General features: G+C 33.5%; 10 protein-coding genes and 1 other RNA gene. 5 read left to right on the top strand and 6 right to left on the bottom strand.

Annotated features, from left to right (window positions below; all coding sequences use genetic code 11):
* Positions 1-36 precede the first annotated feature (36 nt).
* Both arsC and QO182_RS04645 read left to right on the top strand, forming a co-directional pair.
* Positions 37-378: an arsenate reductase (glutaredoxin) gene (gene arsC / locus QO182_RS04650; RefSeq protein WP_371560176.1), complete on the top strand. Its 342-nt coding sequence runs from the start codon at positions 37-39 to the stop codon at positions 376-378.
* 149 nt (positions 379-527) lie between these two features.
* On the top strand, positions 528-2,945 hold the full coding sequence (locus QO182_RS04645) for a TonB-dependent receptor domain-containing protein (RefSeq protein WP_371560173.1): 2,418 nt from the start codon (positions 528-530) through the stop codon (positions 2,943-2,945).
* 130 nt (positions 2,946-3,075) lie between these two features.
* Here QO182_RS04645 and QO182_RS04640 read toward each other — a convergent pair whose 3' ends face one another.
* Positions 3,076-3,324, bottom strand: coding sequence for a hypothetical protein (locus QO182_RS04640; RefSeq protein ID WP_371536499.1), 249 nt, complete (start codon positions 3,322-3,324; stop codon positions 3,076-3,078).
* A 175-nt stretch (positions 3,325-3,499) separates the two neighbouring features.
* Between QO182_RS04640 and fumC the strand changes: the two genes are divergently transcribed.
* Complete coding sequence (gene fumC, locus QO182_RS04635; RefSeq protein WP_371560172.1) at positions 3,500-4,897, top strand: class II fumarate hydratase; 1,398 nt, start codon at positions 3,500-3,502, stop codon at positions 4,895-4,897.
* Positions 4,898-5,016: 119 nt separating this feature from the next.
* On the opposite strand, the gene QO182_RS04630 is transcribed toward fumC, so the two are convergent.
* Complete coding sequence (locus tag QO182_RS04630; RefSeq protein WP_371560171.1) at positions 5,017-6,219, bottom strand: NAD(P)-dependent oxidoreductase; 1,203 nt, start codon at positions 6,217-6,219, stop codon at positions 5,017-5,019.
* Between the two features lie 284 nt (positions 6,220-6,503).
* Here QO182_RS04630 and QO182_RS04625 point away from each other — a divergent pair, with 284 nt between their 5' ends.
* Positions 6,504-7,661, top strand: a complete 1,158-nt coding sequence (locus tag QO182_RS04625) for a serine hydrolase domain-containing protein (protein ID WP_371560170.1) — start codon at positions 6,504-6,506, stop codon at positions 7,659-7,661.
* Positions 7,662-7,755: 94 nt separating this feature from the next.
* Positions 7,756-8,152, top strand: a transfer-messenger RNA (tmRNA) gene (ssrA, locus tag QO182_RS04620).
* 96 nt (positions 8,153-8,248) lie between these two features.
* On the opposite strand, the gene QO182_RS04615 is transcribed toward ssrA, so the two are convergent.
* The 4 genes from QO182_RS04615 to QO182_RS04600 all read right to left on the bottom strand — a co-directional run bounded on the left by QO182_RS04615 (position 8,249) and on the right by QO182_RS04600 (position 12,342).
* Positions 8,249-8,500, bottom strand: a complete 252-nt coding sequence (locus QO182_RS04615; RefSeq protein WP_371560167.1) for a helix-turn-helix domain-containing protein — start codon at positions 8,498-8,500, stop codon at positions 8,249-8,251.
* A gap of 72 nt (positions 8,501-8,572) precedes the next feature.
* Entirely contained in the window at positions 8,573-10,912 is a 2,340-nt protein-coding gene (locus QO182_RS04610) for a patatin-like phospholipase family protein (protein WP_371536320.1), read from the bottom strand.
* A 338-nt stretch (positions 10,913-11,250) separates the two neighbouring features.
* Positions 11,251-11,721 carry an OsmC family protein gene (locus QO182_RS04605; RefSeq protein WP_371560165.1) on the bottom strand — a complete coding sequence of 157 codons (471 nt, stop codon included), beginning with the start codon at positions 11,719-11,721 and terminating at the stop codon, positions 11,251-11,253.
* Between the two features lie 51 nt (positions 11,722-11,772).
* Positions 11,773-12,342, bottom strand: coding sequence for a redoxin domain-containing protein (locus tag QO182_RS04600; protein WP_371536315.1), 570 nt, complete (start codon positions 12,340-12,342; stop codon positions 11,773-11,775).
* Between the last annotated feature and the right edge of the window lie 80 nt (positions 12,343-12,422).

Below are 12,422 nucleotides of genomic sequence, written 5' to 3'. Positions count from 1 at the left end.
TATTTTAATTTTCATTAACAAAGAAAAAACAATAAGATGATACAAATATACCATAATCCCCGTTGCGGAAAATCAAGAAACTGTCTCGCCTTTATAGAAGAGACAGAAAAAGAATATGAAATTATAAAATATCTAGAAAACCCTCCTACCCTCAAAGAGCTAGAAGCACTGCTGAAAAAACTAAATCTTAAACCATTAGATTTAGTACGACAAAAAGAGAAAATTTGGATAGAAAACTTTAAAAATAAAGAAATGACAGAAGAAGAAATCTTAAAAGTGATGGTCGAAAACCCCATTCTTATAGAGCGCCCTATTGTGATAAATGGAGACAAAGCGATCATAGGCAGAGACTTAAATAAAATGGCCGATTTCCTATAATTAAGACATCGCTTTTTTTAACAGATTTTTGTGATTTGCACATTAAACCATATCAAAAAATTGTAGTCAAATTTGCATAACTAAAATAAGTAATGATGCAGCACTCTTTAAAAACCTTTTTTACTCTCACTTTATTTCTAACCTTTTTCATGAGTTTTGCTCAGCAAGGAGGTCCAATGGTAGAAAGAATTAAAATAACAGGAACTGTTATTGAAAAACTAAGCAAACAACCTCTTGAATATGCAACAGTTACCTTTATCAACTCTAAAAATGCTAAGGTTGTAGCTGGAGGTATTACAAATCCAAAAGGAGAATTCAATATTGATGTAAATCCAGGCATGTATACCATTAAAATTGAATTCATTTCATTCAAATCAATTGAATTAAAAGATAAAGCACTTAAAGCAAGTAGTGATTTAGGTACAATCGCATTAAGTGAAGATGCTGCTCAATTAAATGAAGTAGTTATTCGTGCAGAGAAATCTACTGTTGAGATTAAACTTGATAAGAAGGTCTACAATGTAGGTCAAGACATGTTGGTTAAAGGAGGAACAGTAAGTGATGTTTTAGAAAACGTTCCTTCAGTTACTGTAGATGTTGAAGGAAACGTAAGTTTAAGAGGAAGCGACAATGTTCGTATTTTCATTGATGGTCGTCCTTCAAATGCATTAAATATGGCCGAAGCTTTGCGTCAGATTCCCGCAGATGCTATTGATAAAGTAGAAGTAATCACTAATCCATCTGCTCGTTATGATGCTGAAGGTGGTGCTGGAATTTTAAATATCATCCTTAAAAAAGGAAAAAATCAAGGTTTTAATGGTTCATTCATTGCTTCAGTAGGAATTCCTGAAACCTATGGTTTAAGTGCAAACTTAAATTACAAAACTGAAAAGTTAAATTTCTTTACTTCAACAGGATATAGTTATAGAACAAATGAAGGAGCAGGATTAACTAATTCGCAATACTTCAATACTGACGGCTCTACTAGTAAATACATTGACGAAGAACGCGATACAAAAAGAACCCGAGACGGAATTAACACAAAATCTGGTGTAGAATGGTCAATCACTCCTACTACTTTTTGGACCAACTCTATAAGTTACAGAGAAAATGGTGGTAAGAATAAAGATTTAGTTAGCTATAATGCTTTTGATAGCAATAGAGCTTTCACTTCGACAAGCTACCGTTTAAATGATGGTAATGACGATGGTAACGACTTTGAATACTCATCTAACTTAATTAAAAACTTCAATGATGAAGGGCACAAGTTAACGGTTGATGGATCGTATTCTAAAAGTAATGATAAAGATGATTCTACTATCAATGGAGTAAACACTACTTTTCCTGATCTATCTACCTACAGTACAACATTCAACAAAGAAGTTCAAAAACAATTTCAATTTCAAGCAGATTATGTTTTACCTATTGGTGAAGGAAGTCAGTTTGAGGCAGGATACAAAGGGAATTTCAATAACTTGAATAAAGAATATGATATCTTCTCTAGTGAAAATGGAAATAATGTTGGTAACTTTTTATCTAACACATTAGAATACAAAGAAAAAATTAATGCCCTTTATACCCAATATGGTTTCAAAGTAAATAAATTTTCTTACTTATTCGGTTTACGTTGGGAAGACACTAACATCGATGTGAACTTATTGGACACAAAAGAATACAACAATAAAAAATACAATAAGTTTTTTCCAAGTGCTTTTGTTAATTACGAAATTTCGGACCAAAGTAGTATCTCTTTGAGCTACAGTAAACGTTTATCTAGACCAAGAGGACGCTTTTTAGACCCTACTCCAAATATTTCAAGTAACATCAACATCTTTAGAGGTAACCCTGATTTAAATCCTTCTTTGACTGATAAATTTGATGTTGGTTATATCAAACGTTGGGATAAAGTTACTTTCAATACCTCTATGTATTTTGAAAACACAACAGATGTATTTTCATTTGTACGTTATGAAAGTGGTGAATTTGTAGATGGTACTCCAGTAATTCTTAGTACACCTATCAACATTGGAAAAGAGCAAAAATTTGGATTTGAGTTTACTTTAAATTACTCTCCAATAAAAAAATGGAAAATAAACAGCAGCTTCAACTTGTATAACACAAAAACAACAGGTGATTTTGTGTACACTAATTCACAAGACATTGTAATCACTGAAAATCTTGACAACAAAGCCTTTTCTTGGTTTTCTCGTGTGAACTCCCGTCTAACATTGCCTTACAACATTGAATGGCAAGCAAGTGGAATGTACTTTGGACCTAGTAACACAGCACAAGGTAAAAGTTTAGGTCAATATATGATCAATACTGCATTTAGCAAAGACATCTTAAAAGACAAAGCGACAATCGCTTTTAACGTAAGTGACATATTCAATTCGAGAAAAATGAAATCCGAAACTAATCTGTCTACTGTAAGTAACTATAGTGAGTTTCAGTGGAGAAAAAGACAATTCAATTTGTCATTCACCTACCGTTTAAATAAAAAGAAAACAGATAGAGATAAAAATGCGCCAAAAAACAACGAAGAAGAAGGTGGTGGGTTTCCTGGATAATAAATGATTTAATTGGTTAATTAATTCGATAAGTACGGGTTCGTTTCAATACGGGCCCGTATTTTTTTTCAAAAAAAGGCATAAAAAAAAGGACTCGTACAAACGGGTCCTTTTTTATGAGTCAATCAAACTAAACTGATTGTTCTTTCTTTGCTTTTCTTTTCTCTTTATATGCTTCCCAAGTTGCGCCACCTACCCAATAGGATACGAAACTAACTAGAAAAAACATTAACCAAAATCCCATTGTTAGGATGGTTAAAAAAAGTAAAAAACCTAAGTACTGTGAAAATTCAAACATGTTTTCCGGAATTTTTGAATGTAAGTACAAATGTATGTTTATTATTTTTTCTTCGCAATAAAAATCCAATTCAATTTTCATAAAAAAGTATTTATCCGTATTTTTGAGCTGAATTTAAGGAGCTATTCCCGCTATCCGTTACAATCTTATATGCCAAACAATGGCATATAAGGATTTTCACTGCTATCGGGGCTAGCACATCAGGTTCATTTCCACAAATTAAATGTTAAACTAACACATACAAATCAACAATAAAATGAAATTCAGAATAGAAAAAGACACCATGGGTGAAGTGCAGGTTCCAGCTGATAAATACTGGGGAGCACAAACAGAACGTTCTAGAAACAATTTTAAAATAGGCCCATCAGCTTCTATGCCAAAAGAAATCATAGAAGGTTTTGCATATCTAAAAAAAGCAGCTGCATATGCTAACTGCGATTTAGGGGTTTTGCCTGTTGAAAAACGCGATGCTATTGCAGCTGTTTGCGACGAAATTCTAGCTGGTAAATTAGAGGATCAATTTCCATTAGTAATTTGGCAAACAGGTTCTGGTACACAAAGTAACATGAACGTAAATGAAGTAGTTGCAAACCGCGCTCAAGTTCTTAAAGGATTTGAAATTGGCGAAGGCGAACAATTCATTAAAGCTAATGATGATGTCAACAAATCACAATCTTCAAACGATACTTTCCCAACAGGGATGCACATTGCAGCTTACAAAGCAGTTGTTGAAGTTACTATTCCATGTGTTGAAAAATTAAGAGACACACTACACGCAAAAGCAACCGAATTCAAAAACGTAGTAAAAATAGGTCGTACCCACCTTATGGACGCTACACCACTTACAGTAGGTCAAGAACTTTCTGGTTATGTGGCACAATTGAACTATGGTCTAAAAGCAGTAAAAAATACCTTAGCTCACTTATCAGAAGTAGCATTAGGAGGAACTGCAGTTGGTACAGGACTAAACACTCCAGCTGGTTATGACGTAACAGTTGCAAAATACATTGCTGAGTTTACAGGACATCCTTTTGTAACTGCCGAAAATAAGTTTGAAGCACTTGCTGCTCACGATGCAATTGTAGAATCACATGGTGCCTTAAAACAATTGGCTGTTTCATTAAATAAAATAGCTAATGACATTCGTATGTTGGCATCAGGACCACGTTCAGGAATTGGTGAATTAATCATTCCAGAAAACGAACCAGGTTCATCTATCATGCCAGGAAAAGTGAACCCTACACAATGTGAGGCTTTGACGATGGTTTGTGCTCAGGTAATAGGTAACGATGTAGCAATCACTGTTGGAGGGATGCAAGGGCATTATGAATTGAATGTTTTCAAACCAGTAATGGCAGCAAACTTTTTACAATCAGCACGTCTATTAGGTGATGCTTGTATGTCATTTGACGAACATTGTGCTCAAGGTATTGAACCAAACTACAAGCGTATTAAAGAATTGGTTGACAATTCATTGATGTTGGTTACCGCTTTAAATACTAAAATTGGATATTACAAATCGGCAGAAATCGCTCAAACTGCTCATAAAAACGGAACAACTCTTAAAGAAGAGGCTGTTCGTTTAGGGTACGTTACTCCAGAAGATTTTGATGCTTGGGTAAAACCAGAAGATATGGTTGGAAGTCTTAAATAGTTCTAATTGAAGTCATAAATTCAAAACCCTGCAATGTAACATTGCAGGGTTTTTTAATTTAATTTTATCTGTAAGCTAAAAGTATTGGAAGAAATGACCAGACACTCTTAATTCAGAATCTATTTACCGTCTACATAATCCTGTAAATAGCTGAATCTTGGGGTCAATTTTCCTTTTTCAGTCATTTTGGCTCTAGCCAAAATCCCATCTTTATCATTATTAAAAAAGGCAGGAATAACATATTCCATAAACATTGTTCCAAAACCTTCGCTGGCATCCTTCGGCAATTCACAAGGTAAATTATCTACTGCCATAACTACAATCGCAGCAGGATGAAAAACATCTACTTCTTTATGTTCAGAAGGTAAATAACCATAAAATGGTTCCGCAATTGTGGATGATCTTAGCGTACATGCAACTGGGCCATTAATGTCACAAGACACATCCCCTACTACTTTTATTTTACAATCTTTTGATTGCAGTATGTCTTTGGTAATAATATTTGGCGCATCATTTCCATGAAAATGCCCTGTAATAACAATATCCGAAACTTTAGCAAATCGCTCAAAATTACTAACGTATTCTGTTGGATTTTGATAGAAATCATTGCAGTCTAAAACTTGCCCGTCTATCCTTTTATTATAATCTAACACTTCAATCTGTGTGTAAACAGGCTGCGCATAATTTTTAGATAAATAGTTTTCAATGGAAAACTCCTTAATCTTCATAGCATCCAGAATCTCCTTGACACCGCCACCTACTTTTCCTGTTCCCGTAATTACAAATTTTAACGGAGGCAAAACCAGTCTTTTCAAATGATTGATCAACTCCTCTTTTCCAGATAACGTTTCCGCTTTTGCTAATTTAAATAATCCAAACTTTAAACCGAAAGCACGAATCGTATTATAAGCACCTACAATTCCAGCATACCTACCAAAACCAATTAACCTACGGTTATTCTCGTTAACTATCGTTTCGTGATCATACAAATCAATGTTTTTTTCAAGAATAGCCTGTAGCAATTCTCTATTGTATGGCTGCTTTTTGATCGTATGTGAAAAAAAGAAATAAGACTTCTCAGGAATTAAATAATCCATTGGAACTTCTTTAACACCAAATAAAACAGCACAATCATTAATGTCATCAGCAACTTCTATTCCCAAGTCTTTATATTGCGCATCGGTAAAAATTCTAATGTCTGAACTCTCCACTTTGATGGTAGCCTCCTGATAAAGTTCCTTTAAACGCAGTAATTCATTAGGTGAGAAAACAACTCTTCTGTCTGGCGGACTTTTTCTTTCTTTTATAATTCCGAATTTCATATATATTTAAGGCTTTCGTTTTGACTTATTCTAATTTCGTAAAATCTAATTGTTACAAATATAACACTTTAAACTAAAATTGTTTGATTTTTATAAATTAAATAATCCTTCCATGTATTAAAAGCTGAAGCCCAAAACGATAGTAATAAATAGAAAAAAACTTTAATAAAATACTGTTAAGGTTTAAAAAAAACAATAACAACAAAGTTTGATTCTATATATTTGCGTTTCAACTCCACCATATAATGATCTTTATAAAAAAAGCAAATATACTACAAATACTCATGCTGACATTGGTTTTGAGTTCCTGTAAACAAAAGAATGAATCGACCAAAGTATTAGACCAAACAACTAAAACTAAAAAAGTTGAATTAATAAAAAAAGGCCCAAAACTTTCAGAAAGCTATATAGCTTCTAAGAAAACTTCAATCACTCATTTTTATAATAAAAACTGGCCCCATAATAGTCTCAACGGAGGCTTTCTGGTAGCTAAAAACGGGCAAATCATTTTTGAAAAATATGAAGGCTTAGCAAATAACAAAACTAAGGAGGCGATGAGTAGCACTACTGCACTCCATATTGCATCCGTCAGTAAAGTAATTACCGCAACCGCAGTCTTAAAATTAATAAATCAAAAAAAATTAAGTTTAGATCAAAAGGTAAATACCATCTTAAAAGAATTTCCATATCCTGACGTAACCATAAAAACGCTCTTAACCCATAGATCAGGGATGCGTAATTATGCCTATTTCACAGAAAAAAAAGGAATTTGGGACCGACATAAAATACTTACGAATCAAGATATTTTGACCATTATGGCGACAAAAGGGATTGATTTAGAATTTAAAACAGATACCCGCTTTAGTTATTGCAATACTAATTATGCCATGTTGGCATTAGTTATTGAAAAAGTGACTGGACTTCCTTATAAAACGGCAATGGAGCAAATTATCTTCAAACCTTTAGGAATGAACGACACCTATGTATTTGATTATGAAAAAGACAAAGAAACAGCTACTCCATCGTACAGAGGTAATTTTTCTAAAGTAAATTTAGATTATTTGGACGGTATATACGGTGATAAAAATATTTACTCTACACCCCGAGATTTATTAAAATTTGACATGGGGAGAAATTCTCCTGAATTCTTTCCCGCAAAACTTTTGGAAAAAGCCTTTATTGGGTATAGCAACGAACATAAAGGAAAAAATAATTATGGCCTAGGAATACGAATGATTAACTGGCCAACAGGACAGAATTTTTATTTTCATAACGGCTGGTGGCATGGTAACACTTCTGCTTATATTACCTTACCAAAGGAAAAAGTGACTATTATTGCGTTATCAAACAAATTCAGTCGTATGACTTATAAAGTACGAAATCTCTCCGCACTTTTTGGTGATTATCCTTTCAAATTAGATGATAACGGAAAAGAGGAATGATATTTGATGTTTAATATTGTGAATGCAAATGGCAGATTTCAGTTAAAATAGAATACCTTTGCACTTTCAAATTAATCCTTTGAATAATAAAAAAGGGGTCGACTGGTTTTGACAGCAAGTCGAATTGAAAAGTAAGCACGTGGAGAACTGGGACAATTCTCGTTAATAAAAGGTTCCAAAACACATACACGGCGAAGGAAACTACGCTCTTGCTGCATAATCTGAATTATAGTAAGATTAGCCTCGTCCCTATCAGATAGGGAAGCAGGATTTACCTCGAAAGCTTTGGTTTATAGCGGTCGATTAAGGTGAATCGTAAATTTAAACCTAGATTTCCATAAGCTTCGGGTGGACTTCGAAATAAAGGAGATAAGTATTGAGTGGCTGTTCCTGGCCTGGCTCACTATCGAAAATTCAATCAGGAAATAAACGTGTAGAAAGCCTTTTAGTTGCTTGTTTGGACCCGAGTTCGATTCTCGGCGACTCCACAATAACCTTTGTAAACGCAGTGTTTACAAAGGTTATTTTTTTTAAGGGCCATAATGAGGGCATAGTTTTTAATATTACTTTTAGTATTAATCTCTAAATTATATAACGCTATTCTTAAAAATATACTCTTTCGCTTTACGATTTATATCTTCTTTAGTACTGACTCTCGATGTAGTTATCCAGCTATCAATTTCTGATTTATTAGAATACAAACGTTTTCCAGTTTTAAAATGCGGGATTGATTTGCTACGTACCAAAACATAAATTGTTGCAATAGCAAAGCTAAAGTACCTTACCGCTTCTGAAGCATTTATTAAATCTTTATGATTGCTTGGAGAGGCCCAATTCAACTTTTCTAGAACTATTTAAATTCAATGTCGCTATTCACAAATATATACTAACTAAAGCTTCTTATAAAAAAATTAATTTGAACGATTTAATTGAAAACCTACACCAAAAAACAAACGTATTTTATTGACATCATTGACCCAGGAAATATCAAAATTTACAGGTCCTAAAATCGAATTGTAACCCAAAGTTACTCCTGATGAAAGTAAATAACTCTCCTCATTAAGATCTTGCCACTTTCCTTTAGCACTACCTACATTACTGATATATTCGTTGAAACTGTTAAATCCTAATACTGCAAAATCAACATGAGGAATGACATACAATTTTGTTTTAAAATTATACTGTAGTCCAAGGTTAAACTTCATAAATTGAGTAACCGAAAGCTCGGATTCATTAAGACCGGGTAAAATGAAATTATCGCTTCTGGGTGCTAGTTGGTTGCCACCAAGAAAATATTTTGCTCCGAGGCCAAAGTCAAAGAAAGATACGTCTTTATCCTTTTTATGATCCACTACGATAAAATTTGCAGAACCTCCAAATATAGCAGTGGCAGTGCTAGAAATAGACATGCGTTTTTCATAGTTAACTCCAAATTTAGTATAATTACTAGTAGAACCATCTTCAAGTGGTAAATTAGAATCCGAAAATTTAACCTCTATATCATTATATAAAGACCGACCAATATTAGCTATAAATAAAACTCCTTCTGTAGCATAAGAAGATTTGTTTAAAGTATTGTATATATAATGCGCATTCAACTGAACGACATTGAACGAATACGATTTAAGCTTGAAAAAGTTGTCTTCTAATTCTGGATCTACTTTGGGTTTTAAATGTGTATTTTGATAGTTCAAACCAAAACCAACGTAACTCGTCATGGATGTAATATTCCTATTAACTTGATTTTCAAACTCAAAAAAACGGAAACGGATGTCATCTACTTTTTCGCCACCAATGTAAACCTGCTGTGTTATACGTTGTCCTAAAGCCTCAGTACGCCACCACCAATCTCTATCACTTCCGAAATTTTTCTGGTGTTGTATTCTAAAGCGTGGTTGTTCTGCAATATCAAGAGTTAATAAAGAACGAGAGGCTGCACCTATAATATTTCTACCAGTATAATTCACTAATATACCTACACCATGGTAATCATCATAGTGTAGCGATCCTTTTACTTGATGTTTTGAACGCTCAAAACCGTTTAATTGCAGCCCTAATTTATCCTCATCAACTAAAGGCTCAAACGTTATCTGACTAAAAATTGTAGTTCCCATCGCTCTACTCACACCATCAACAATATCTTGTCTCTTATATTCTTTATTGGTTTGAATATTAGTTCTTGCTTTAACAAGAGCTAAATTAGTCTTACTTATGTCATTGTAAATAATAGTGTCTAATACAATTTTATCTTCTACGTGCGGCAATTGCACGCTACGCTGATTGTATTTTTTTAAGCGAATAGATAAAGCTACTAGCGCGTCAAGCTTATCAGCTACGGCTAACTTTCCTTCTTCATAAATTAGTTGACTTTTTTGAAAATCACTAGTGGTATAAGTCAGATGCTCTGTGTGATCTACAAGAATATCACATAATGCGCGGTTAGCCGGGTTTTTGATGTTACTACTTAACATTCCGGCCTGAAATAGCAAAAATGAAATATTTTCTAATTTGTCTTTGTCCATCATACCGTTACCCACGTCACTTCCTATTATTATTTCGGCTCCCATTTCCTTTGCAATATCAACTGGAAAATTGTTGAGCACGCCCCCATCGATTAATAGCGTTTCATTATAAGGAACTGCCGAAAAAACACCTGGAATTGACATACTTGCGCGCATTGCAAAAGCTAACGAACCACTTTTTAAAACCACTTCTTTTCCTTTAACAATATCTGTCGCCATTGCCCTAAACGGAATTTGGAGTTTATCAAAATCAGTGATGTCGTAACTTGGAAATGTTAACATCGAAATGAATTGTCGTAAATTTTGGTCGTTTAGTATAAACTTTCCTAACTTAATTTTACCTTTTACCCAATCTTGTTCGATTAAGTAGCGATTAAATTCTGTTTTCTCTTCAACACTCACATTTTTAAGAGATACACGTCCACCAATAAGTCTCTGCCATGAGATATTTTTTGTTAAAGTAGCAATACTATCTCCAGAATAACCCATGGCATATAATCCACCCACCACGCTTCCCATACTATTTCCTACTACTAAATCTGGAACGATTCCTAGTGAGTCTAGTTTTTGTAGTAAAGGAATATGCGCTAAACCTTTGGCACCGCCACCACTCAAAACCAAAGCTACTTTTGGTTTTCTATCTTGCGCTAAGCCTTTAGATGAAAAAGCGATAAAAGAAAATAATACAAAATAACGGATATATTTTATTGAGAATAAACTAATTTGCATAAGGTGTATTGCTTATAAATAAAAAAAGTCAGAGTAATGAAATTCAATGCGCATTTTTATTACGCTAATTCATTTTAGTAAAGAAAACAAATTAAAAATTAAATAGCACAAAAACTAAAAATTTACATCATCGAAACAAACAATATTACTTCATTTTTTGTAGAAGTAGTGATAAATACCATCCCTTTTTCTATTATATACAAGTAATCCTTTTCCCTACATTAACAATTTGTTAATAACATTATGTCTATTATAGTTGGGGTTCGATTGACAATGATCCCATTCACGCCACAAAAATAATTATAACCATTTGATTATTAGTCTTTTTTTTTTACAATCTACACTACTTCACAACTAGAAAAATGCACAATGGGGAAATTGCAAGAATTAGCAATAAAGCAAAGTTCGTTTGCTTTTTTATGTAAACTTACTGCTTCGGTAACTTGTTCTTTATTTCGAATGATAACCTGAGGAAACAAGCGCACTTCAATAAATCGACCTGAACCATTCTCTAAAACCTCAAGCGTTGCCTCAGCCGCATCGGTATAAGACACCACTTCGATTCCGTTTTGAGCACAAACATATAAATACGACATCATATGGCAGGAAACGACGCTGCTTAGCAGCATATCTTCAGGATTATACAACGCAGGATCTCCTTTGAATGCTTTGGCAGCAGAAACATTTAAAATCGGTTTCCCTTCGATTGTTATGCTATGGCTTTTACTGTAAATTTTAGAAGTTGAAACCTCCTGATTTTCATTGGAAAACCAATTCAATTTTGCTTTAAATAGATGCTTGAATCCCATTGCCTTATTTTTATTTCAAAAGTAATAAAAACGGAGCGTTTTGTCTCCTTATTAGTTTTTTAGTAAATCATCTAATTTTAATCTGAACGCATCACTGTTCCAATCTGCAGGGCCTATTTTTGCTATTATCACATTCTTATGCTGATCAATTACATAAGTTGCGGGTATCGTTTCAGACTCCATATCTATAGGTGGATTAGAAACCGATTGAAATATAGGTAGCTGTAAATTTTCTTTAAGCAAAAAGGCATTCGCTTTTTCGAATGAATCAGTAGTCACAAATAAAAAGACTACTTTGTCCTGATAATCGGCATATAGTTTGTCCATACTTGGCATTTCGGCAATACAAGGCGGACACCATGTGGCCCAAAAATTAACGAAAATAATTTTTCCTTTATATTCTTCTAAGGAAACTGTATTTCCATTGCTATCGAGCAATTGCCATTGGTAAGTTGAAAGCTTTTTTTGTTCGCTTACTTCTATCGTTTTTGGAGAAAAGGACAGTAAACGACTAGCTTGTATTTTTAAAAAAGTCCCTAATGGACTAAACAAAAGCAAGCCTAAAAAGACAATAAAAGCAATATTTTGAAGCGTTGATTTTTTAGGTGTTTTAAAGCGCATTTTTTATTTTTTAATAAAGTTTAATGAAAGATTCCTTCAGAATATTTTTGGATTTGTTAAGAGCAATAGTATACCTAAAA

Origin of the sequence: Flavobacterium sp. Arc2, from assembly GCF_041431385.1 — a bacterium.
In the GTDB taxonomy this organism is placed as follows: domain Bacteria; phylum Bacteroidota; class Bacteroidia; order Flavobacteriales; family Flavobacteriaceae; genus Flavobacterium.
This window is presented reverse-complemented; position numbering and strand designations above follow the sequence as displayed.

Excerpts from the sequence above, each read along its gene's own strand:
- arsC (WP_371560176.1), top strand. The coding sequence starts at position 37 with ATGATACAAATATACCATAATCCCCGTTGCGGAAAATCAAGAAACTGT.
- QO182_RS04645 (WP_371560173.1), top strand. The coding sequence starts at position 528 with ATGAGTTTTGCTCAGCAAGGAGGTCCAATGGTAGAAAGAATTAAAATA.
- QO182_RS04640 (WP_371536499.1), bottom strand. The coding sequence starts at position 3,324 with ATGAAAATTGAATTGGATTTTTATTGCGAAGAAAAAATAATAAACATA.
- fumC (WP_371560172.1), top strand. The coding sequence starts at position 3,500 with ATGAAATTCAGAATAGAAAAAGACACCATGGGTGAAGTGCAGGTTCCA.
- QO182_RS04630 (WP_371560171.1), bottom strand. The coding sequence starts at position 6,219 with ATGAAATTCGGAATTATAAAAGAAAGAAAAAGTCCGCCAGACAGAAGA.
- QO182_RS04625 (WP_371560170.1), top strand. The coding sequence starts at position 6,504 with ATGCTGACATTGGTTTTGAGTTCCTGTAAACAAAAGAATGAATCGACC.
- QO182_RS04610 (WP_371536320.1), bottom strand. The coding sequence starts at position 10,912 with ATGCAAATTAGTTTATTCTCAATAAAATATATCCGTTATTTTGTATTA.
- QO182_RS04605 (WP_371560165.1), bottom strand. The coding sequence starts at position 11,721 with ATGGGATTCAAGCATCTATTTAAAGCAAAATTGAATTGGTTTTCCAAT.
- QO182_RS04600 (WP_371536315.1), bottom strand. The coding sequence starts at position 12,342 with ATGCGCTTTAAAACACCTAAAAAATCAACGCTTCAAAATATTGCTTTT.